The sequence below is a fragment of the Streptomyces sp. NPDC050287 genome, from assembly GCF_044459385.1.
GTDB lineage: Bacteria > Actinomycetota > Actinomycetes > Streptomycetales > Streptomycetaceae > Streptomyces.
In genome coordinates this window covers 782,306-803,815 of the sequence record NZ_JBITIY010000002.1, presented here as the reverse complement: position 1 = coordinate 803,815, position 21,510 = coordinate 782,306, and the positions used below count along the sequence as shown (strand labels likewise).

General features: G+C 69.8%; 20 protein-coding genes. 10 read left to right on the top strand and 10 right to left on the bottom strand.

Annotation, left to right across the window (positions count from 1 at the left end; all coding sequences use genetic code 11):
* Window positions 1-96: 96 nt before the first annotated feature.
* Window positions 97-975: a helix-turn-helix domain-containing protein gene (locus tag ACIBK3_RS08985; protein ID WP_399363380.1), complete on the bottom strand. Its 879-nt coding sequence runs from the start codon at window positions 973-975 to the stop codon at window positions 97-99.
* A 204-nt stretch (window positions 976-1,179) separates the two neighbouring features.
* On the bottom strand, window positions 1,180-1,665 hold the full coding sequence (locus ACIBK3_RS08980) for an ATP-binding protein (RefSeq protein ID WP_399363378.1): 486 nt from the start codon (window positions 1,663-1,665) through the stop codon (window positions 1,180-1,182).
* A 154-nt stretch (window positions 1,666-1,819) separates the two neighbouring features.
* On the opposite strand from ACIBK3_RS08980, the gene ACIBK3_RS08975 reads away from it, so the two are divergent.
* Together ACIBK3_RS08975 and ACIBK3_RS08970 are read left to right on the top strand one after the other, a co-directional pair.
* Entirely contained in the window at window positions 1,820-2,698 is an 879-nt protein-coding gene (locus ACIBK3_RS08975; protein ID WP_399363376.1) for a helix-turn-helix domain-containing protein, read from the top strand.
* Window positions 2,695-2,904, top strand: a complete 210-nt coding sequence (locus ACIBK3_RS08970; protein ID WP_399363375.1) for a DUF397 domain-containing protein — start codon at window positions 2,695-2,697, stop codon at window positions 2,902-2,904. The genes ACIBK3_RS08975 and ACIBK3_RS08970 overlap by 4 nt, the downstream gene beginning before the upstream one ends.
* A gap of 26 nt (window positions 2,905-2,930) precedes the next feature.
* On the opposite strand, the gene ACIBK3_RS08965 is transcribed toward ACIBK3_RS08970, so the two are convergent.
* Window positions 2,931-3,125, bottom strand: coding sequence for a hypothetical protein (locus tag ACIBK3_RS08965; RefSeq protein ID WP_030669123.1), 195 nt, complete (start codon window positions 3,123-3,125; stop codon window positions 2,931-2,933).
* Between the two features lie 177 nt (window positions 3,126-3,302).
* Here ACIBK3_RS08965 and ACIBK3_RS08960 point away from each other — a divergent pair, with 177 nt between their 5' ends.
* Window positions 3,303-5,420 carry a prolyl oligopeptidase family serine peptidase gene (locus ACIBK3_RS08960; RefSeq protein WP_399363372.1) on the top strand — a complete coding sequence of 706 codons (2,118 nt, stop codon included), beginning with the start codon at window positions 3,303-3,305 and terminating at the stop codon, window positions 5,418-5,420.
* 241 nt (window positions 5,421-5,661) lie between these two features.
* Here the strand turns inward: ACIBK3_RS08960 and ACIBK3_RS08955 are convergent, their stop codons facing one another.
* The 5 genes from ACIBK3_RS08955 to ACIBK3_RS08935 all read right to left on the bottom strand — a co-directional run bounded on the left by ACIBK3_RS08955 (window position 5,662) and on the right by ACIBK3_RS08935 (window position 11,392).
* Window positions 5,662-6,705, bottom strand: a complete 1,044-nt coding sequence (locus tag ACIBK3_RS08955) for an ABC transporter ATP-binding protein (protein WP_399363370.1) — start codon at window positions 6,703-6,705, stop codon at window positions 5,662-5,664.
* On the bottom strand, window positions 6,689-7,690 hold the full coding sequence (locus tag ACIBK3_RS08950) for an ABC transporter ATP-binding protein (protein ID WP_399363368.1): 1,002 nt from the start codon (window positions 7,688-7,690) through the stop codon (window positions 6,689-6,691). Before ACIBK3_RS08950 ends, ACIBK3_RS08955 begins: the two co-directional genes overlap by 17 nt.
* A gap of 137 nt (window positions 7,691-7,827) precedes the next feature.
* Complete coding sequence (locus ACIBK3_RS08945; RefSeq protein ID WP_399363366.1) at window positions 7,828-8,835, bottom strand: ABC transporter permease; 1,008 nt, start codon at window positions 8,833-8,835, stop codon at window positions 7,828-7,830.
* Complete coding sequence (locus ACIBK3_RS08940) at window positions 8,828-9,751, bottom strand: ABC transporter permease (protein WP_399363364.1); 924 nt, start codon at window positions 9,749-9,751, stop codon at window positions 8,828-8,830. Before ACIBK3_RS08940 ends, ACIBK3_RS08945 begins: the two co-directional genes overlap by 8 nt.
* A gap of 6 nt (window positions 9,752-9,757) precedes the next feature.
* Complete coding sequence (locus ACIBK3_RS08935) at window positions 9,758-11,392, bottom strand: ABC transporter substrate-binding protein (RefSeq protein ID WP_399363989.1); 1,635 nt, start codon at window positions 11,390-11,392, stop codon at window positions 9,758-9,760.
* Window positions 11,393-11,868: 476 nt separating this feature from the next.
* Between ACIBK3_RS08935 and ACIBK3_RS08930 the strand changes: the two genes are divergently transcribed.
* The 5 genes from ACIBK3_RS08930 to ACIBK3_RS08910 are packed head-to-tail and all read left to right on the top strand — an operon-like array spanning window position 11,869 to window position 17,695.
* The gene (locus tag ACIBK3_RS08930) at window positions 11,869-13,740 is read left to right on the top strand and encodes an ABC transporter substrate-binding protein (RefSeq protein WP_399363362.1); all 1,872 of its coding nucleotides are present in this window, start codon (window positions 11,869-11,871) and stop codon (window positions 13,738-13,740) included.
* Complete coding sequence (locus ACIBK3_RS08925) at window positions 13,733-14,788, top strand: ABC transporter permease (RefSeq protein ID WP_399363360.1); 1,056 nt, start codon at window positions 13,733-13,735, stop codon at window positions 14,786-14,788. Before ACIBK3_RS08930 ends, ACIBK3_RS08925 begins: the two co-directional genes overlap by 8 nt.
* Window positions 14,785-15,708, top strand: a complete 924-nt coding sequence (locus tag ACIBK3_RS08920; RefSeq protein WP_399363358.1) for an ABC transporter permease — start codon at window positions 14,785-14,787, stop codon at window positions 15,706-15,708. The genes ACIBK3_RS08925 and ACIBK3_RS08920 overlap by 4 nt, the downstream gene beginning before the upstream one ends.
* Window positions 15,705-16,703, top strand: coding sequence for an ABC transporter ATP-binding protein (locus ACIBK3_RS08915; RefSeq protein ID WP_399363356.1), 999 nt, complete (start codon window positions 15,705-15,707; stop codon window positions 16,701-16,703). Before ACIBK3_RS08920 ends, ACIBK3_RS08915 begins: the two co-directional genes overlap by 4 nt.
* On the top strand, window positions 16,700-17,695 hold the full coding sequence (locus tag ACIBK3_RS08910; protein WP_399363354.1) for an ABC transporter ATP-binding protein: 996 nt from the start codon (window positions 16,700-16,702) through the stop codon (window positions 17,693-17,695). Before ACIBK3_RS08915 ends, ACIBK3_RS08910 begins: the two co-directional genes overlap by 4 nt.
* 157 nt (window positions 17,696-17,852) lie before the next feature.
* Here the strand turns inward: ACIBK3_RS08910 and ACIBK3_RS08905 are convergent, their stop codons facing one another.
* Window positions 17,853-18,992, bottom strand: a complete 1,140-nt coding sequence (locus ACIBK3_RS08905; RefSeq protein WP_399363352.1) for a winged helix DNA-binding domain-containing protein — start codon at window positions 18,990-18,992, stop codon at window positions 17,853-17,855.
* 229 nt (window positions 18,993-19,221) lie between these two features.
* Here ACIBK3_RS08905 and ACIBK3_RS08900 point away from each other — a divergent pair, with 229 nt between their 5' ends.
* On the top strand, window positions 19,222-20,148 hold the full coding sequence (locus tag ACIBK3_RS08900) for a S41 family peptidase (RefSeq protein ID WP_399363987.1): 927 nt from the start codon (window positions 19,222-19,224) through the stop codon (window positions 20,146-20,148).
* A 74-nt stretch (window positions 20,149-20,222) separates the two neighbouring features.
* Complete coding sequence (locus ACIBK3_RS08895) at window positions 20,223-20,822, top strand: DinB family protein (protein ID WP_399363985.1); 600 nt, start codon at window positions 20,223-20,225, stop codon at window positions 20,820-20,822.
* A gap of 132 nt (window positions 20,823-20,954) precedes the next feature.
* Here ACIBK3_RS08895 and ACIBK3_RS08890 read toward each other — a convergent pair whose 3' ends face one another.
* A complete protein-coding gene (locus ACIBK3_RS08890; RefSeq protein ID WP_399363350.1) occupies window positions 20,955-21,368 on the bottom strand; it encodes a VOC family protein in 414 nt (137 codons plus the stop codon).
* Between the last annotated feature and the right edge of the window lie 142 nt (window positions 21,369-21,510).

Genomic DNA, 21,510 nt, shown 5'->3' with positions numbered 1-21,510 from the left:
CTGGCCAGAGTATCGGGGCGGGGAGGCAATAGGGCTGGGCTGCGAGCGCGGCAGATGACACGGCGGTGCGGAGCTTGTCCGTCTGCGTGGAGCTGGTCATGACCGGGGGCTTTCTGGTCGCGGGTTCCGGCAGTCACGGCAACGGCCGGGTTGGGGAGCGCGGAAGGCACGATCGCAGCCGTCGCAGGTCTGTAGGGGGTGTCGGGCCGTCGGCGAGGGAGAGGCCGCCCGGAACGGTGGCGGGGGTGGCAGTTGCGCGCTAAGGCGGTGGGCGAGGAAGGCCGCCGGTCGTCGTAGGCCCTCGGGTGGGAGGTCGGTGGTCAGGGCCTGCCGTACGGCGGTGGGGCTGACGTCCCGCTCCAGCCAGGCGGCTGCACCGGGGGCGAGGTGGGCCGTGTCGCAGGCGGACAGGAGGAGGTCCGGGGAGTGGCGGCGAAGGTCGGCGAGGAGGTCGGTGGCCTGCTGGAGGAGGGCGGGAGCCGGGTGGGCGGGGCGGGGTACGGCGGGAAGCGGCTTGCGGGGCGTGCGCTGTTTCGGGGGCGCCGGGCTGGGTTCGGCGGCTGCCTGGCGCTGGTGTCCGGGCCGGTTGCAGGAGATCGTGCGGGTGATGATGCGGCCGTCGGGGATGCGGTGACGTTCGCGGCGCAGGTATCCGTGTGCCTCCAGCTCGCGCAGGGCGGCGGCGATACGGGTCGCGCCCTCGGGGAAGCGTGCGGTGAGGGTCTTGATGTCGACACGGGCGCCCTTGGGCAGCGACTGGATGTGCAGGGCCAGCCCGATCGCCACGAGCGAGAGCTCGGGGTGCTGGGCGAGGTGATTGCCGACGACCGTGAAGCGGGTGGTGTGGCGGGCGTGGTCGTGGTCGAGACCGCCGAAGCTCGCGTCGCCGGAGCGGGGGCGCCGCCGGTTCGGGTGTTTGTTGGCGGCATGCCGGGACTGGGCGTGCGGGGGCACGCTAGGGTTCTGCGTATCCATCGGGAAGGCCTTCTTCTTCCTCGGTGGTCAGGCCCTCGCACTGGGATTGCCGTCCCGGCGGGGGCCGTCGCATGTCTGCGGTTGTTGCGCTGAGCGTAGGGCAGGCAACCGCTCCGGAATCCAGTCGAGTTGGCGATGTTCACCCACGCGAGTGAGCAGCGCTCGGGGCGGCGGGAGGGTGGGGTGGGGCTTGGTGGGGTGCTTTCACCATCGCGGTTCTTCGGGGAGGTCGCCCCTGCCACCGGAGCACGCGTTTCCATGCTCCGGTGACAGGTTCAGCTCCGCCCAGACCACCTTGCGCGGGTGCGGCCCCTGGGCGACGCCCCAGCGGTCGGCGAGTGCCTCGACGAGGACGAGTCCCCGGCCCGATTCGGCATCTGAAGCCGGGCTCTGGAGGCTGGGCAGGCGTTCACCGCACGTGTCGGTCACCTCGATGCGCAGGGTGCCCGCGACGACGTAGATGGTGAGGCGGAAGTCGCGGCCAGGGATGCGGCTGTGCGTGGCCGCGTTGGCCGCGAGTTCGGCGACGATCTGCCGTGCCGGGTCCAACGGCAGGTCCCAGGAACGGAGTTGCTCGGTGGCGAGCAGCCGGGCGAGGCGGGCGCCGCGCGTTGTGGGTGACAGTTGCACGCTGAAGTTGCGGATGTGGTGGTCGGGCTGGGCCTGGGGGACGGCGGATTTCTGGATCACGTGACTCAGAGTGGCCGCCCGCGCTTACCGTGAACAGTGACGACTCCGTTGCGTACGGTGACTGTCCGGGTGTTGTCCGGTCGTGTCCGGGCTGTCGGAACCGGCCGTACGGGTAGGGGGCGCGCGGCACGGGCGTACGACCAAGGGGAGCGGGATGCAGCAGGTGGACGGCAGCGCGGTACGGCTGAAGACCGAGGCGGACGAGCCGGGTTGGGAGGTGGACCCGGACGACGACTGGGGTGTCGCGGTGGTCGCGACCGTGGGGCGGCAGCTCAAGCTGCGGCGCGAGGCGGTGGCGATGCGGGCCGCCGACTTCGGCGAGAGCGTCGGGTACGGCGAGGACATGGTCTACAAGATCGAGGCCGGCAAGCGGATCCCCCGGCCCGAGTATCTGGACAAGGCCGACGAGGTGCTGGGGGCGGGTGGGCTGCTCGCGGCGATGAAGGAGGACGTGAAGAAGGTCCGGTACCCGAAGAAGGTGCGGGATCTGGCGCAGATGGAAGCGAAGGCCGTTGAGATCGGGGTCTACGAGTGCAACAGCATTAACGGGCTGCTGCAGACGGCGGAGCATGCGCGGGCCCTGTTCGAGGCAGCACAGCCCGCCTACTCGCAGGACGACGTGGAGCGCATGGTGGCCGCCCGCGTGGCCCGCCAGTCGGTCTTCGGGAGGGAACCGGCGCCCGCGATCAACTTCGTACTGGAAGAGGCGCCGCTACGACGGCAGGTCGGAGGCACAATGGTGTGGCGGCGGCAGCTCGAACGCTTGCTGGATGTGGGACGGTTGCGCACCGTCACACTTCAGGTGATGCCGACGAACACCGATGCCCATCCGGGACTCGACGGCAGAATCGAGTTGCTGAAGTTCCCGGACGGTACGGCCGTGGGACGCTCCGACGGCGCCTTCAACGGCCGGCCGGCCTCCGATCCGAGGCAGCTTCGCGTCCTTGAACTGCGGTATGGCACCATCCGGGCTCAAGCGCTTCCGCCACGAGAGTCACTGGCCTTCATCGAGCAACTGCTTGGAGAGACATGATCCGCAAGGCCTCCGCCAAGGACGGCTCCGACCTGGCATGGTTCAAGAGCAGCTACAGCAGCGGCACCGACGGCAATTCCTGCGTCGAACTCGCCACCACGCCGGCCACCATCCACGTCCGGGACTCCAAGAACCTGGATGGACCGCGCCTCGCCTTCTCCCCCGTCACCTGGTCGGCCTTCGTGCCGTATGCCGCCGAAGGCTGACCAGGGCGAGGTAAGTACCGGGCGGGTCAGAACTTGATGCTGCCGATCATGCCCGCGATGTTCGTCGTCAGCTCGCTGATCGTCGGAGCGACCGTCGACGAGGCCAGGTAGAAGCCGAGAAGGATGCACACGACCGCGTGCCCGCCCTTCAGTCCTGACTTCTTGACCAGCAGGAAGACGATGATCGCCAGCAGCACCACCGCCGAAATCGAGAGTGCCACGGCGGCTCACCTCCAAAGGTCCCTAGAGCGCGGGGGGTCGGACTAAGGGGGCAGATAAATCCATTAAGCAGCCAGCAGGTTCATACCCACTATGCGCTAGTGATCATAACTATCCGCACGCGCGCATCGATCGGCGCACTGCCGCACAAGGGGGCGCATGGCCAATATGGTCGGGGCATGATGACCGAGGCTGACTCCTTCCCCCGTCGGCACGCCCGTACCCAGCGGTTCACGCTCGGCGCGCCGCGCGCGTTCACCGTGGCGCCGGACGGTTCGCGTGTCGTGTTCCTGCGCTCGGGCTCGGGGACCGACCGGGCCAACGCGCTGTGGGTGCTCGACCTTCCGGACGGCCGAGAGCGCGTGGCGGCGGACCCGCGCGCCCTGCTGGGAGGTGCGACGGAGCACCTCTCGCCCGAGGAGCGGGCGCGGCGCGAGCGCAGTCGGGAGGGCGGCGCGGGCATCGTCGGCTACGCCACCGACGCCGCCGTGGAGTTGGCGTGTTTCGCCTTGTCGGGGCGGCTTTTCGCGGCGGAGCTGCGGGCCGGTACGGCACGTGAACTCCCCGTCGCCCAGACGGTGATCGACCCGCGCCCGTCTCCCGACGGACGGCACATCGCGTACGTCGCGCGGGGCGCCCTGCGGGTGACGGGCGCCGGGGGTGAGGACGACCGGCCGTTGGCGGAGCCCGAGTCGAAGCAGGTCACGTACGGTCTGGCGGAGTTCATCGCGGCCGAGGAGATGGGCCGTTCGCGGGGTTTCTGGTGGTCGCCGGAGTCGGACCGGCTGCTGGTGGCACGGGTCGACGACACGCCGGTGCGGCGGTGGTGGATCTCCGACCCGGCCCATCCGGAGCGTGATCCACACCACGTGCCGTATCCGGCGGCCGGCACGGACAACGCGGACGTGCGGCTGTTCGTGATCGGTCTGGACGGGGTGCGCACGGAGGTCGTCTGGGACTGGGCGCGGTATCCGTATCTGGCGCATGTGCACTGGTCAGCGGCGGGTGCGCCGCTGCTGCTCGTACAGGCGCGCGACCAGCGCAGTCAGCTGTATCTGGCGGTCGATCCGGAGACCGGCGCGACCCGGATGGTGCACGCGGACGAAGATCCAATTTGGCTTGATCTTTTTCCCGGGGTGCCGTGCTGGAGCCCGTCCGGGCAACTGGTGCGGATCGCCGACGAGGGCGGCGCACGGGTTCTGGCGGTCGGCGAACGACCGCTCACCGGGGCCCAATTGCATGTCCGCGCGGTGCTGGACGTCTCCGACGGTGACGTCCTGGTCTCGGCCTCGGCGGGCGAGGAGGCCGAGGTCCCGGAGACCGGCGAGGTCCACGTGTACCGGGTGAACGAGCTCGGCACGGAGCGCGTGTCACAGGAACCCGGCGTGCACTCGGCGGTGCGCGCCGGGAGCGCGACGGTGCTGGTGTCCTCGACGCTGGACCGGCCGGGTGCCCGGGTACGGGTCCTGCGCGACGGGCAGCAGGCGGCACTTGTCGCCTCGTACGCCGAAGATCCCGGTATGTCCCCGCGCGTGACCCTCACCGAGGGGGGCGCACGGCGAATCCCGTGCGCCGTGCTTATGCCTACGGACTACCCCGGCGACACTCCCCTTCCGGTTCTGCTGGATCCCTACGGCGGTCCGCACGGCCCCCGCGTGGTCGCCGCGCACAACGCGCACCTCACCTCGCAGTGGTTCGCCGACCAGGGTTTCGCGGTGGTCGTCGCCGACGGCCGCGGCACCCCCGGCCGCTCCCCGGCCTGGGAGAAGGCGGTCCACCACGACTTCACGGTGTCCCTCGACGACCAGGTCGAGGCGCTGCACGAGCTCGCCGAGCGGTATCCGCTGGACCTGTCCCGGGTGGCCATCCGCGGCTGGTCCTACGGCGGTTGGCTGGCCGGGCTCGCGGTGCTGCGCCGCCCGGACGTCTTCCACGCGGGCATCGCGGGCGCCCCGGTGACCGACTGGCGGCTGTACGACACCCACTACACGGAGCGCTACCTGGGCGACCCGGCCGCGCACCCGGAGTCGTACGCGAAGAGTTCGCTGGTGACGGACGACGGCCTGTCCTCCCCCGCCGAGCCGCACCGGCCGCTGATGATCGTGCACGGCACCGCCGACGACAACGTGGTCTTCGCCCACGCCCTGCGGCTGTCCTCCGCCCTGCTGGCCGCCGGCCGCCCGCACGAGGTGCTGCCCCTGTCCGGCGTGACCCACATGACCCCGCAGGAACAGGTGGCGGAGAACCTGCTCCTGCTCCAAGTCGACTTCCTCCGCCGCGCTCTCAAACTCGGCTGACAACGACACTCCCCAGAGCACCGCAACCATCAATTGAGGAACCACGACGAAGCGCCGGCCACATCCGCGAGAGCGGCGCCGGCTTAGGCGCAAAAAGGGCAACGGGCCGGGAGACATGGCGCTCCCGGCCCGTTTACGGCACCCGCACGGCCGTACGTCGTTCAGACTGACGCGTCCGTATATCGAGATCGGGTCGGTGAAGTTGCCTGCGTGTAAACGCGATTGGTGGGCATTTGTACGGTTATTCCGACCCTTCGGGCACCACCTGCTTCTCCTCCGCGAAGTGGCAGGCCGAGTCGTGGGACGCGGGGCCGGCCAGGAACCTGAACTCGGCGGGGACCGCCAGCGCCGGGACCTCCAGGGCGCAGCGCTCCCGTGCCTTCCAGCAGCGGGTGCGGAAGCGGCAGCCGGAGGGGATGTTCGTCGGGGACGGGACGTCGCCGACGAGGATGATCCGCTCCCGGTGCTCCCTGGCCGTCGGGTCGGGCACGGGGACGGCGGACAGCAGGGCCTGGGTGTAGGGGTGGGTGGGATGGTCGTAGATCTCGGCGTCCGTGCCGATCTCGACGATCCGGCCGAGGTACATCACGCCCACCCGGTCCGAGATGTGCCGGACGATCGACAGGTCGTGCGCGATGAAGATGTACGACAGGTCGAACTCGTCCTGGAGGCCCGCCATCAGGTTGATGACCTGCGCCTGCACGGACACGTCCAGCGCCGACACCGGTTCGTCGGCGACGATGATCTCGGGGCGCAGCGCCAACCCCCGGGCGATGCCGATGCGTTGGCGCTGTCCGCCGGAGAACTGGTGCGGATAGCGGTTGATGTACTCGGGGTTGAGGCCGACGACGTCGAGGAGTTCCCGCACCTTGCGGCGGCGGTCGCCCTTGGGGGCCACCTCCGGATGGATGTCGTACGGCTCTCCGATGATGTCGCCGACCGTCATCCGCGGGTTGAGCGAGGTGTACGGGTCCTGGAACACCATCTGGATGTTGCGGCGGACCGCCTTCAGGGCACGGCCGGAGATCGTGCTGATGTCGTCGCCCTTGTAGCGGATCTCCCCGGCCGTCGGCTTCTCCAGGTTGACCAGCAACCTGGCGACCGTCGACTTGCCGCAGCCGGACTCGCCGACGATGCCGAGGGTTTCGCCGCGGTGCAGGGTGAAGTCGACGCCGTCGACCGCCTTCACCGCGCCGATCTGCTTCCTGAACAGGATTCCCCGGGTGAGCGGGTAGTGCTTGACCAGCCCGCTGACCTCCAGGATCGGCTCAGTGGTCGAGGCCATGCAGGCACTCCCTCCAGAAGTGGCAGGCGCTGCCCCGGTCCGCGTCCGTCTCGCCGGCGTAGGTCACCTCGTACAGCGGGGGTACGTCGGTGCGGCACACGTCCCGGGCCATCGGGCAGCGCGGGTGGAAGGGACAACCGGGCGGGATGTTCATGAGGTTGGGCGGCAAACCCTTGATGGCGTAGAGCTCCTGGCCCTTCTGGTCCAGACGCGGGACGGAGTCCAGCAGGCCGCGGGTGTACGGGTGGGCGGGCGCCTTGTAGATGTCGTGGACCGGCGCGGACTCGACGATCCGGCCCGCGTACATCACGACGATCCGGTCGGCCACGTCGGCGACCACGCCCAGGTCGTGGGTGATCAGGATCAGCCCCATGTGGTACTCGCGCTGCAACTCCGCGAGCAGTTCCATGACCTGGGCCTGGACCGTGACGTCGAGGGCGGTCGTGGGCTCGTCGGCGATGATCAGGGCGGGTTCGAGGGCGAGCGCCATCGCGATCATGATGCGCTGGCGCATACCGCCGGAGAACTGGTGCGGGTACTGCCTCACCCGCTCCTGGGCGGCCGGGATGCGGACCCGGTCCATCAGCTCTACGGCCTTCGCACGGGCGTCCTTGCGGGACATTCCCCGGTGGACCACGAACATCTCGCCGAGTTGGTCGCCGACGCTCAGCACCGGGTTCAGGGACGACAGCGCGTCCTGGAAGATCATCGCCATCTCGGCGCCGCGGATCTTCCGCCGCTCCTCCTCCTTGAGCCTCAGCAGGTCCTGGCCCCGGAAGAGGACCTCGCCGCCGGTGATCCGCCCCGGCGGGATGTCGAGGATGCCCATCACGGCCTGCGCGGTCACCGACTTGCCGGAACCGGACTCGCCGAGCACGGCGAGCGTCTCGCCCGCGTCCACGCCGTAGTCGACGCCGTTGACCGCCTTGGCCACGCCGTCCCGGGTCCGGAACTCCACACGCAGGTCACGCACTTCGAGCAACATGACGGCGGCTCACCTCGGATTCGGATCGAGAGCGTCGCGCACGGCGTCGCCGGGCTTGATGAACGCGGGCACGGTGAGCGGCGCACCACCGCCCGGCGAGCGCCGCCGCGCACCACCGCACCCGCGCCATGCCGCCCTCACCTCAGCTTCGGATCAAGGGCGTCCCGCACCGCGTCGCCGAGCATGATGAACGCGAGCACGGTGAGGGCGAGGGCGCCGGCCGGCCACAGGAGCATGTGGGGGGCGTTGCGGATGTAGGCGGAGGCGGCGGAGATGTCGATGCCCCAGCTGACCGTCGGCGGCTTCAGTCCGACGCCGAGGTAGGACAGGGTCGCCTCCAGCGCGATGTACGTGCCGAGCGCGATGGTCGCCACGACGATCACCGGGGCGACCGCGTTGGGGGTGATGTGCCGCAGGAGGATGCGGGAGTCGGAGGCGCCGAGGGCGCGGGCGGCCTGGACGTAGTCGTTCTGCCGGGCGGTGATGACCGAGCCGCGGGCGATACGGGAGATCTGCGGCCAGCCCAGCAGCACCATGAAGCCGATCACCGGCCAGACGGTGTTGCTGGTGACGACGGACAGCAGGACCAGGCCGCCGAGGACCACCGGGATCGCGAAGAAGATGTCGGTGATCCGGGACAGGAGGGAGTCCGGGGTGCCGCCGAAGAACCCGGCGAGTCCGCCGAGCACCGAGCCGAGGACCGAGACCCCGAGCGTGGCCAGGACGCCGACCGTGACGGACGTACGGGCTCCGTAGACGGTGCGGGTGTAGACGTCGCAGCCCTGGCCGTCGAAGCCGAAGGGGTGGCCCGGCTGTGAGCCCTCCTGGGCCTTGGCGAGGTCGCACTTCAGGGGGTTGCCGGAGGCGATCAGGGACGGCCAGAGGGAGATCACGACGAGGAACGCGATCACCAGGCCGGAGATGACGAACACCGGGTTGCGGCGCAGGTCGTGCCAGGCGTCGGACCAGAGGGAGCGGGGCTTGTCATAGGGGCCGGGGCCGGGGCCCGGTGGCCTTTCGAGGGTTTCTCCCTCGCTGGTCGCGAGGTCCATCGCGCCGCCCATGCCGGTCGCGGCGATCGCCCCGTCCTCGGGGGCCCGGCCCCCGCCCGACATGTGCGGCTCCTGCGGCATCGGCTCAGGCATAGCGGATCCTGGGGTCGAGGACGGCGTACAGGAGGTCGACGAGCAGGTTGGCGGCCAGGAACACCAGCACCAGAACCGTCACGAAGCCGACGACGGTCTGGGTGTTCTGCCGGAGGATCCCCTGGTAGAGCTGGTAGCCGACGCCGTGGATGTTGAAGATCCGCTCGGTGACGATCGCCCCGCCCATCAGCGCGCCGATGTCGGTGCCGATGAAGGTGACCACGGGGATCAGGGAGTTGCGCAGCAGGTGCCGGACGACGACCCGGCGCCGGGGCAGCCCTTTGGCGACGGCCGTACGGACGTAGTCGGAGCGCCGGTTCTCCGCGATGGAGGTCCGGGTCAGCCGGGTCACGTACGCCAGCGACACCGAGGCGAGGACCAGGCCCGGCACGATCAGCTCCCCGATGGCGGCGTCCGTCGACACCGACGGCTTGATCCAGCCCCACTCGACGCCGAGCAGGAGCTGGAGCAGCAGGCCGGTGACGAAGACGGGGACGGAGATCACGACGAGGCTGAACATCAGGACGGAGGTGTCGACGGGCCGGCCGCGTCGGAGGCCGGTGATCACGCCCAGGGTGACGCCGATGACGATCTCGAAGACGATCGCGACGAGGGTGAGCCGGATGGTGACCGGGAACGCCGTCGCCATCAGCTCGGTGACCTTCTGGCCGTTGAAGGCGGTGCCGAAGTCGCCGGTGAAGACGTTGCCCATGTACGTCAGGTATTGCTGCCAGACCGGTTTGTCGAGGCCGAACTCCCGCTTGAGCTGGGCGGCCGTCGCCGCGTCGCACTGCCTCTCGCCGCACAGGCCCGCGATGGGGTCGCCCATCACGTTGACCATGAGGAAGATCAGCAGGGTGGCCCCGACGAAGACCGGGATCATCTGCAGCAGTCGCCGGACGACGTACCGTCCCATGAACGCTCAGCCGACCTTGATCTCGTTGTAGACGGGGACGCTGAACGGGTTGAGCCGGACGTCCAAGAGCCGGTCCGAGTAGCCGGCGCTGCCGTTCTGGTACCAGAGCGGGATGGCGCCCATGTTGTCCCTGAGGACCTCTTCGGCCTGCTGGAACTTCTTGACCGCCTTCGCCGTGGCGGTCTCGGCGTTGGCCTGGTCGACGAGGTGGTCGAACTCCTTGTTGCTCCACTTGCCGTCGTTGGAGGAGGCGTTGGTGTAGTAGAGGGGCTGGAGGAAGTTCTGGATGAGGGGGTAGTCCATCTGCCACCCCGCCCGGAACGGTCCGGGCATCTTGTGCCGGCCGATCTGGTTGCGGAAGTCGGCGAAGGTGCCGATCGGGTTGCCGACGCACGCCTTGTCGTTGTCGAGGGCGTTGTTGATGGAGTTGCAGACCGCGTCGATCCACTCCTTGTGGGAGCCGGTGTCCGCGTTGTACGTGATCCTGATCTGGCCGCCGGGCAGGCCGCCGCCCTTCTTGACCAGCTTCTTGGCCTCGGCGGGGTTGTAGGCGCAGGCGCTCCCGCACAGGCCTTTCTTGAAGCCGCCGTCCTCGCCGAGGACCGGGGAGGTCCAGTCGGTGGCGGGGGTGCGGGTCTTCTGGAAGATCGTGTCGGTGATCTGGTCGCGGTTGATGGCCATGGACAGGCCCGTGCGGACCTTCTCCATGCCGGGCTTGTTCCACTGAGGGTCGTAGAACGGGAAGGCGAGGGTCTGGATGATGCCGGCGGGGGTGTTGATGTACCGGCCGCCGAGGTCGCTCTTGGCGTTCTTGAGCTGGGCGGCGGGGACGTCGTCGACGAGGTCGAGGTTGCCGGCCATCAGGTCGGTGTAGGCGGTGTTGTTGTCGGTGTAGACCTTCAGGTCCACGCCGCCGTTCTGCGCCTTGTCCGTGCCGGGGTAGCCGTCCCACTTGCGCAGGGACATCTGGGAGCCCCTGGTGTACGACTCGATGGTGTACGGGCCGTTGCCGACCGGCTTCTTCACCCACGCGGCGTGGTCCTTGAAGAAGGCCTGGGGCAGCGGGGCGAAGGCGGGGTAGCCGAGGGTGTCCGGGAACGTCGAGAACTTCTGGTTGAGCTTGACGGTGAAGGTGGTGGCGTTGACGGCCTTGAGCCCGGAGAGAGTGGAGGCGGTCTGCGTGCCGCTGTCCGGGTGGACCTTGTCGTAGCCGGCGATGTAACCGAAGAAGTACGCGTTCTTCTGGTTGTTCTTCAGGCTTGCCCCGTAGTTCCAGGCGTCCACGAAGGACTTCGCGGTGACCGCCTCGCCGTTGCTGAACTTCCAGCCCTTCTTGATGGTGATGGTGAAGTTCCGCGAGTCCGAGGTGGCGATCTTCTGGGCCAGCATGTTCTCGGCCTTGCCGGTCTCCGGGTCGTACTTCTTCAGGCTCCGGAAGATCATGTCGAGGACCTTGCCGCCCTGCACCTCGTTGGTGTTGGCCGGCTCCAGCGGGTTCTGCGGGTCGCCCCAGGAGGCGCTGAGCACCGCGCCGCTGTCCCCGCTGCCACTGCCGCCGCCGCAGCCGGACACCGCGAGGGCGACCGCGGCCGCGCAGGCGGCCCACTTGACGTGGGGGCGCGGGTGGCTGAGCGGGCGCATGTGGCTGTGTGTGCACGTCTCGCTGTGCGGGTGCCTGGCTCCACGCATGGAGTGCCTCCTCCTGAGCGCCCCGTGCAGTGCGCTGTGCAGCCGACGCCGGGATGACGAACCGTTACCGGTCAATATCAGCACAAACAACCCATACCGCACGTGAGCACAGGCCGTACGGGTCACCGGCCGCACAGGAGTCCGAGCGGTCACCGGCAGGAGGGACAGACTCCGGCGTGCCGCGGCGAGAAACGGGCGGGAAGCATCGTCAGGCCGTCACCAGGGCAGCGTCACAGGCGTGGACCAATGGCTGTCTCGTTCCCGTCTCAGGTTTATTTCCGCAGGCCACACGGGGTACGCGCGCCGTTGACGGGTGCCGAGCAGCGCTGATAGACACTCACATCATTCCGCCGACATCCCCTGCTCCGGTCCGATCCGGCAGGCCAACAAGCCGTCCCTGTGCGAGTGATGACGCGAGGTCACGACCTATGAGCACACAAGTCCACGGCAGGGGGCTCCCGGGCCCGAGACGATCAGGGCCCCGGGCCGGCAGGCTCGTCGCCGCGGCCGGGGCGGCCGCCCTGGTGTTCTCGGCCGGTCTCGCTACCCCGCTCGCTCCGGTGCCCCAGCGGGCCGCGGCCGCGGAGGGCGACAGCGTCCTGACCGTCGCGGTCGCGCAGAGCGTGGACTCGCTGAGCCCGTTCCTGGCGCAGCGGCTGGTCAGCACCAGCATCCACCGGCTGATGTACGAGTACCTGACCAACTACGACCCCAAGGACAACCACGCCGTCCCCGGCCTTGCCACCAAGTGGGAGTCGTCCCCCGACAAGCTGACCTGGACGTACACCATCCGCTCCGACTCGAAGTGGTCGGACGGGCAGCAGGCCACCGCCCAGGACGCGGCCTGGACGTTCAACAAGATGATGACCGACGAGGGCGCCGCCACCACCAACGGCAGCTTCGTCGGCAACTTCGAGAAGGTCACCGCCCCCAGCCCCACCCAGCTGGTCATCCGGCTGAAGAAGCCGCAGGCCACGATGACCGCCCTCGACGTGCCGATCGTCCCGAAGCACGTCTGGGAGAAGGTCGGGGACTTCTCGAAGTTCAACAACGACAAGAGCTTCCCCGTCGTCGGGAACGGGCCGTTCGTCCTCACCGACTACAAGCCCGACAGCTACGTACGCCTGAAGCCGAACAAGAACTTCTGGCGTGGCGCGCCGAAGTTCGACGAGCTGGTCTTCCGCTACTACAAGGACCAGGACGCGGCGGTGGCCGCCCTGCGCAAGGGCGAGGTCTCCTTCGTGGCCGGCTCCCCGTCACTGACCCCCGCTCAGGCGGCCTCCCTCAAGAACGAGAAGAACATCCGCGTCAACGACGCCCCCGGCCGCCGTTTCTACGCCCTGGCCACCAACCCGGGCGCGAAGGCGAGGAACGGCCAGAAGTTCGGCGACGGCGACCCCTCCCTGCTGGACGCGCGGGTGCGGCACGCCCTGTTCATGGCGGTCGACCGGGAGACCGTCATCGACAAGGTGTTCCAGGGCCACGCCGTCGAGGGCCAGGGCTACATCCCGCCGCGCTTCTCGCAGTACTTCTGGAAGCCGTCCGCCGGCCAGGAACTGGCCTACGACCCAGGGAAGGCGGGCCGGCTCCTCGACCAGGCCGGCTACCGGAAGAACAGCGCGGGCAAGCGCCTCGGCAAGGACGGCAAGCCGCTCACGTACCGCGTGCTGTGCCACGCCACCGACCCGAACGACAAGGCGGTCGGCCAGTACCTGACGGAGTGGTGGGGCAAGCTCGGCATCGGCGTCACCCTCGACTGCCTCGACAACGTGACCGACCCGTGGCTCGCGGGCACCTACGACCTCGCCTTCGACGGCTGGTCCGTCAACCCGGACCCGGACTTCGTCCTGTCGATCCACACCTGCGCGGCCCTGCCCGCGACCCCGAAGGACACCGGCGCCACCGACAACTTCATCTGCGACCAGCGGTACGACGACCTGTACGCGCGTCAGCTCGCCGAGTACGACCCCGCCAAACGGGCCACGATCGTCAAGCAGATGGAGTCGCGGCTGTACGACCTGGGGTACATGAACGTCATGGCGTACCCGAACGCCGTGGAGGCGTACCGGACCGACCAGATCAAGTCGATCCGGACCATGCCGAGCGCGGCGGGCAACATCTACGGCCAGGACGGCTACTGGAGCTGGTGGTCGGCGGTCCCGGCCGCCTCGGGCGGATCCTCCGACGGCTCCGGCTCGACCGGGATCGTCATCGGCGGGGCGGTGGCCGCCGTGGTCCTGGTGGGCGCCGGGGTGTTCTTCGCGATGCGGCGCCGGTCCACCGCCGACGACCGTGAGTAGCGCCGGGAAGACCGCCGCTCCGGTCCTCGCCGGACCGGCGGTCCGGTCCCGCGCCCCGCGAGCCCGCACCACCGCCGCGTACGTCCGCTACGGCGCCGGGAAGCTGGGCGGCGCCGCCGTCTCCCTGTTCGCCGTGCTGGTCACCGGCTTCTTCCTGTTCCGGCTGATCCCGGGCGACCCGGTCAAGACCATGACCGGCGGGCGCCCGGTCTCCGCCGAGCAACTGGCCTCATACCGGCGGGAGTTCGGACTGGACCTGCCGCTGTGGCAGCAGTTCACCGACTACTGCGGCAAGGCGCTCACCGGCGACCTCGGCACCTCGTACCAGTTCCGCGCCCCGGTCGTCGACAAGATCGGCGAGGCCCTGCCGAACACCCTGCTGCTGACCGGCACCGGCTTCGTCCTCTACACCGCGCTCGGCATCTTCCTCGGCACCCGCGCGGCCTGGCGCAACGGCCGGCTCGGGGACCGGCTCAACACCGGTCTCGCGCTGACCCTCTTCTCGGTCCCATCGTTCTGGCTGGGCCTGCTGCTCATCATCGTGTTCGCGGTCGGCGTCGGCCCGATCCCCGGGCTGTTCCCCACCGGCGGCATGGAGTCGGGCGGCGAGGAGGGCTTCGCGTACGTCCTCGACGTGGCCCACCATCTGATCCTCCCCGTCGTCACGCTGGTCGCGGTGGAGTACGGCCAGACCCTGCTGGTCACCCGCTCGGCACTGCTCGACGAGATGGGCAGCGACTACCTCACCACCGCCCGCGCCAAGGGCCTCAGGGACGACCTGGTCCGGCGCCGGCACGCGGTCCCCAACGCCATGCTGCCGACCGTGACGCTGATCTTCGTCAACCTGGGCCGGACGGTCGCGGGCGTGATCCTCGTCGAGACGGTGTTCTCCTGGCCGGGTCTGGGCGGGCTGTTCTACCAGGCCCTGAGCGTGCCGGACCTCCCGCTGGTCCAGGGTCTGTTCCTCTTCTTCGCCGCGACGGTGATCATCATGAACACGCTGGCCGACCTGGTCTATCCGTTCCTCGACCCCCGGGTGGGCCGATGACGACCGACACCCCGGCCCGGGTCCCCGAGACCGGTCCGCGCAAGCTCGCCCGGCAGCGCCGCCGGCGGTCCGCCGTACGGTTCTGGACGCGGTACCGCACCCACCGGGCCGGGCTGGCCGGCCTGGCCGCGCTCCTCGTGTTCGCGCTGGTCGCGCTCACCGCGCCGCTGACCGTCGGCTCCGACGTGGCCGGTGTGACCGACGCGCCCGGGCAGCCGATGGAGAGCCCGAGCGGCGCGTTCTGGCTGGGCACCGACCGGTTCGGACGGGATCTGCTGGGGCTGCTGGTGTGGGGCTCACGGGTCTCGCTGCTGGTGGGCCTGCTGGCGGCCGTGCTGTCGGTGACGATCGGCACGCTGGTCGGCATCACGTCCGGGCACTTCAAGGGCGCGTACGCGACCGTGCTGATGCGGGTCACGGACTGGTTCCTGGTGATGCCGACGCTGGTGCTCGCCATCGCGCTGGCCACCGTGATGTCCCGCTCGCTGGGCACGATCGTCCTGGCGATCGGCGTGACCACCTGGCCGACGACCGCCCGGCTGGTTCGGGCGCAGACACTGGCGGTGGAGTCACGGCCGTACATCGAACGCGCGAAGGCGCTCGGTGGCGGCCACTGGCACATCATGTCCCGGCACGTGCTGCCCAACGTGATGCCGCTGGTGCTGGCGCAGGCGACCCTGGGAATCTCCACCGCGATCCTCGCCGAGGCGACCCTGGCCTTCCTCGGTCTCGGCGATCCGACGGTGGTGTCGTGGGGCGGGCTGCTCCAGGAGGCGCGGGAGGCGGGTGCGGTGAGTTCCGGAGACTGGTGGTACCTGGTGCCGCCCGGCATCGCGATCGCGGCCGTCGCGCTGGCGTTCACGCTGTGCGGGCGTGCGGTGGAGTCGGTGCTCAACCCCCGGCTGGGGGTGGACCGTTGACCCTGCTGGAGGTACGGAACCTGGAGGTGACCTACCCGGGCGGAGCCGCCGCCGTACGGGGCGTGGACCTGTCGCTCGCGGCCGGGCAGAAGCTCGGCGTCGCGGGCGAGTCGGGCTGCGGCAAGTCCACGCTGGCGCTCGCGCTGCTGCGGCTGCTGCCGGCCGGGACGAGGGTCGGCGGAGAAGTCCTGCTGGACGGCGAGGACGTGCTGACCATGCGGTGGGGGCAGGTCCGGGCGGTCCGCTGGGCGGGCGCCTCGATCGTCTTCCAGGGCGCGATGCACTCGCTGAACCCCGTGCACCGCGTCGGCGACCAGATCGCCGAGCCGATCCTGCTGCACCGCGGAGCCACCCCGGCGGCGGCGAGGAAGCAGGCCGGGGAGCTGCTGGAGCACGTGGGCCTGCCGGCGGCACGGGCGGCGGCGTACCCGCACGAGTTGTCCGGCGGACAGCGCCAGCGCGTCATGATCGCCATGGCACTGGCCTGCGCCCCACGCCTCGTCATCGCCGACGAGCCGACCACCGCCCTGGACGTGATGATCCAGGCGCAGATCCTGCGGCTGATCGAACAGCTGGTCGCCGAGCAGGACCTGGGCCTGGTCATGATCAGCCACGACCTGGCGGTCCTCGCCGACACCTGCGACCGGCTCGCGGTGATGTACGCGGGCCGGGTCGTCGAGGAGGGCCCCGCCCGGAAGGTGTACGAGGACGCCGTGCACCCCTACGCCAAGGCCCTGTCGGCCGCCTTCCCGCGCATCGGCGACCCGGCCTCCCGGTTCGCCCCGCGCGGCCTGCCCGGCGACCCGCCCGACCCGGCCGCCCTCCCCTCCGGCTGCACCTTTCACCCCCGCTGTCCGGTCGCGCTGGATGGCTGCGCCGTGGACGACCAGGAACTGCGGGAGGCGGGCGCGGGACGGCGGGCGGCCTGCGTGCACGTGGGAGCGACGGTGCCGTGGCCCGCGGGCACGGCCGAGGACGCGAGGAGCGGCACATGACGGCAGCCACAGTCCAACCGCCTGCCCGGCGACCGCTGTTGAGCGCCGAAGGCCTGCACGTCACCTACACCGGCCGGCACGGCGGCCCGCCCGCCCGGGCGGTGGACGGCGTCGAACTCGCCGTCCGGCCAGGGGAGATCGTGGCCCTGGTAGGCGAGTCCGGCTGCGGCAAGACGACACTTGCCCGCGCCCTGCTGGGACTGGTCCGGCCGACGCGGGGCCACGTCCGCTTCGGCGGGCAGCCGCTCGAGTACTCCTCCCGGTCCCTGAAGGCGTACCGCAAACGCGTGCAGCTGGTCCTCCAGGACCCGACCGGCTCACTGAACCCACGGCACACGGTGTACGACGCGGTGGCCGAGGGGCTGCGGATCCACGGGTACGGCGGTGACGAGCGGGCGGCGGTCGCCTCGGCCCTGTCCAGGGCGGGCCTGAGGCCCCCCGAGCGCTTCTTCCTGCGCTACCCGCACGAACTGTCCGGCGGCCAGCGCCAACGGGTGGTCATCGCCGGCGCACTGGTCCTCGAACCGGAACTCCTCGTCGCCGACGAGCCGGTGGCCTCCCTGGACGCCTCCGTACGCGGCGAGATCCTCGCCCTGCTGCTGCGCCTGCGGGACGAACTCGGCCTGTCCGCACTGGTGGTGACCCACGACCTGGGGCTGGCGTGGAACATCGCGGACCGGGTGGCGGTGATGTACCTGGGCCGGATCGTGGAGACGGGGGACGTCGAACAGGTGCTGACGGCACCCCGGCATCCGTACACCCAGGCCCTGTTGTCGGTACTGCCGGAAGCGCCCGGGGATCCGGTCGTCCTCACCGGCGAACCCCCCGACCCGTCCCGCATCCCCTCCGGCTGCCGCTTTCACGCCCGTTGCCAGGTGCTGGCCAGCGGCGAGGCGGAACGGGCGGGGGTCGCGGAGGCGTGCCGGGGGGTGGATCCGGGGGTGCTGGACGGCGGCGGTCAGGCTCAGGTGGCGTGTCATTGGGCATCTTGACGGGCGCAAGCGGGACTGGCGGAGGAAGGACTGTCCGCGTCCTAGGTGTCGGTCCGCGCCCGCCCCGAGCGCAGTGGGCGACGCTCGCCCAGGCCGGCTGGGCCGGCTGCCTCTCGGCCCTCGGAGCCACCGAAGAGGCCGTGCTCGCCGGGCGCGGTCAACCCTTGACGATCTTCCTCTCGACTGCGGGAAACCCCTTGTCCCACCAGTGGCCGTAACGCCGGTAGACGGCTGGATCGCGGTCGGCGAGCAGCGCGGACAGCTTTTCCGCCTCCTCGGTCAGGCCTTGCCACGCAACCTTGCCGAGCTTGCGGAAGGCGGTCAGTTCCAGTCCGCCGTCGGCTGCGCGCCACACTCCGGCGACCTGCCCGTCGACGAGCAGGCAGGGCAGCATGTCGCCGTTGCGCCGGACGACCAGAGGCCGGTACTCCGCGGGCATGACTCGCCCGGGGACGGCGTGAGCCAGCAGCGTGCTGTCCCACATCGGCAGCAGCCTCGGCGGCGCCGGGGTGTCTTCGGCGGGCACGGTGGCGTCGGCCAGGTCGAACAGCGCCGCGCGGCCGGGGCCCGGCACCCGTACCACCTGGTCGCCGAGCTCATGCAGGGCTTTGGTTATCACCGTGCGTGTCAGCAGGGTGAATCGCGCGAAGTCCTGGGCCGACGCGGGCCCGAACGCGCGCAGGTAGGCGGACAGCAGGCGCTGCACCCCGGCGTCGGCTTCCTGTGGCGCGGCCGCAGGGGCCGCCGCGAAGGCGCGGTAGGTGTTCGGCTGGGTGAACGACCACGGGCCGCCGGTCGGCACATGATGCAAGGGCGCGAACGTGCGGAGCGCCCACCACACGCGGTGTGCGTGCTCGCCGTGCCTCCCCGTGACCTCGTCCTCCACCTGTGCGCCGGTGCGGGGCCGCTTCAGGAACCCGGCGAGCTCCGGGAGCAGCGCGTCCGCGTCGGCGGGGGTCAGCCCTGTCGCGGTGAAACGGCGGTCGTACAGCCGCGACGCCCGCAGGCTGCTCAGCATGGCAGCGTGGTAGGGCTCGTAGTCCTCGGCATGGACGACGTGCAGCGTGATACGCATGAGGGTTGCCTTCACGATCCGCCCGTGCGCGAACGCCACGTCGAGATCCTCGGGCGCGAAGTCCTGCACACGGTTCCACAGCGCCAGGTACGGCGACGCCGCTGTCTGCGCCTGAAGAGCGCACACCCGGCGAACCGCCTCCGTCACCTCGATGCGCCGGCGTTCGAGCAACAGCTGACGCTCCAAGGTGGCCAGGGCGAGCTGTCGCGCAGTGAGGCTCATGACCGGATCATGCCACGACTGCCGAGAGGCCTGGCCGGAACCTGTTCCTGACCTGGGACACTCCCCCCGGCAGTTGATCGTCAGCGTTAGGGTTGCTCGTCATCGAGAGCTTGGGGGATGGATGGAGCGGCGGCGGTCACTGCGCATGGCGGCCTGTGCCGGGCTGCTGGGAGTTCTGGTCGCTGCGACTGGATGCACGAGCCGCTCACCTGATCCATCGGGCAGCGACATGTCGCCCGACGCACGGATCTATCTGTCGAAAGCGCTGAGCATCATGGAGGACCGCTCTCTCCTCCGTCACCAGATCGACTGGGCGGAGCTACGGAGCAAGGCCTTCTCGCGGGCAGGCGGGGCGCGGAAGCCGGCGGACACCTACGGGGCGATCAACGTGGCCGTGAGTGACCTCGGTGACCGGCACAGCAGCTTCTGGGAACCGGACGATGCCAAGGAGCGATTCGGGTCCTCCGCGGTCTCCTTCGACGGCCTGCGAGGACGATCGCTGCAGGGCGGCCTTGGTTACCTTTCTCTCCCTGGAGTGGATGGGTCTCAGAAGGCGTACGACCGGTACGTACGCCAGGGCCGAAATGCCGTGGCGAGGGCGGACCGGAGTGAAGCCTGCGGCTGGGTGGTGGATCTGCGCTCGAACACGGGGGGCGGCATGTGGCCGATGCTCGCTGTGGTGGGTCCGATCCTGGGGGAGGGCAAGGTCGGCATGTTCGTGGATGCCGACGGTGACAAGTCCGCGTGGTCGATTCGGCGCGGCAGCCCGTCCCTGGACGGCAAGTCGGCCGGCTGGGGCGCGGGCCCTTCAGTCGCCAAGAGCGCCGCCCCGGTTGCGGTATTGACCGGCAAACGAACACGCAGCGCGGGTGAAGCGGTCGTGGTGGCCTTCCGCGGACGCCCGGACACCCGATTCTTCGGTGAGCAGACTGCCGGCGTCCCCACGGGAAACCAGACTTACCGCCTTTCCGACGGAGCCGTGCTGGTCCTCACGGAAGTGAAGGACGCGGACCGGACGGGCCGCGCGTACGACGCGCCGATCCCTCCGGACGAGGAGATCGTCAAGGATCCGCGCCCAGTGGCACGCAACCAGGACGAAGTCCTGGAAAGAGCGCGGAGCTGGCTGCTCGAGCAGGCTGCCTGCCGGCGCCCGTGAGGCAACTGCCCGAAGCCTCATCCGTGTTGTTCCGCGGAGCCCGGCTGTCAGTGCCGGCTGGAAGACTGCCCGGCATGATCGAACCGAACCCGAAAGCGGACCTGCTCCGATACCTGCAAGAGGCGCGTGACGCCCTGCTGTGGAAGCTCGACGGGCTCTCCGAGTACGACATCCGCCGCCCGCTGACCCCCACGGGCACGAACCTGTTGGGGCTGGTCAAGCACGTCACCGGCGTGGAACTGGGGTACTTCGGCGACACGTTCGGGCGGCCGTTCTTCGAAGAGGAGCCGCCGACCTGGTGGTACACGCGGGACCCGGAACCCAATGCGGACATGTGGGCCACCGCGGACGAGTCGCGCGAACACATCGTGGGGCTGTATCACCAGGCGTGGGAGCACTCCGACCGCACGATCGCGACGCTGGCTCTCGACGCGATCGGTCACGTCCCGTGGTGGCCGGAGGAACGCCGGGAGGTGACACTGCACCACATGCTGGTGCGCGTGCTCTCCGATACGCAGCGGCACGCCGGCCACGCCGACATCGTGCGAGAGCTCATCGACGGATCCGTCGGGTTCTTGCAGGACAAGGACAGCCTGCCATCAGGTGATCAGGCCTGGTGGGAAGGCCACCGGAGCCGACTGGAGCGTACGGCGCGGGAATTTCGTAACGGATGACCTCACTCTGCTGTCGTCGACCTGGCCTGGTTCCTGAACTGCCGGCGGACAGTGGCCAGACGCAGCGGCAAGCGGCATGCCTGAAAGAGCTCCCCAAAACGCCCTCTGAGCCCGCATCGAGGCTGTGTCCGATCAGAATGGTCTCTCGGCGTTCGACACGGACTCGCCCCGGGCCACCAACTCGACCTCGAAGCCGTCCATGTTCGCGAGATAGGCGGCGTAGTGCCGCGGACCGCCCGCGTGGGGATAGCGGTCCGCGAACAGGGACGTCCAGCCGTGGGCAGGGGCCTCGTTCACCAGGGCGTCGACCTCGTCCGGGCCTCCGGCGTGGAACGCCAGGTGGTTGAGGCCGGGGCGCAGTCGGTCGTGGCGGTCTTCGGTCAGCGCCGGCGACCGCTCCACGACGAGGTACGTCGGGCCCTGGCGCCAGCTGCGGCCGTGCTCCCAGTCCTGGTACGGGTCGTAGCCGAGCCGACCAAGGAGCCAGCCCCATTCGCGGGTCGCGCGGGGAAGGTCCGGGACCCAGAGTTCTATGTGATGCAGCAAACTGTGCGACCTCTCCTCCATGCACAGCAGGGCATCAGCCCTGAGCGTTGCCTATCGCGCCATCCCTGACAACGCGGAGCAGAGCACCGAGGGCGGTGGCGGACGTCTCCGTCGTGGTTGCCTGGTCCTCACTCTCGCACGG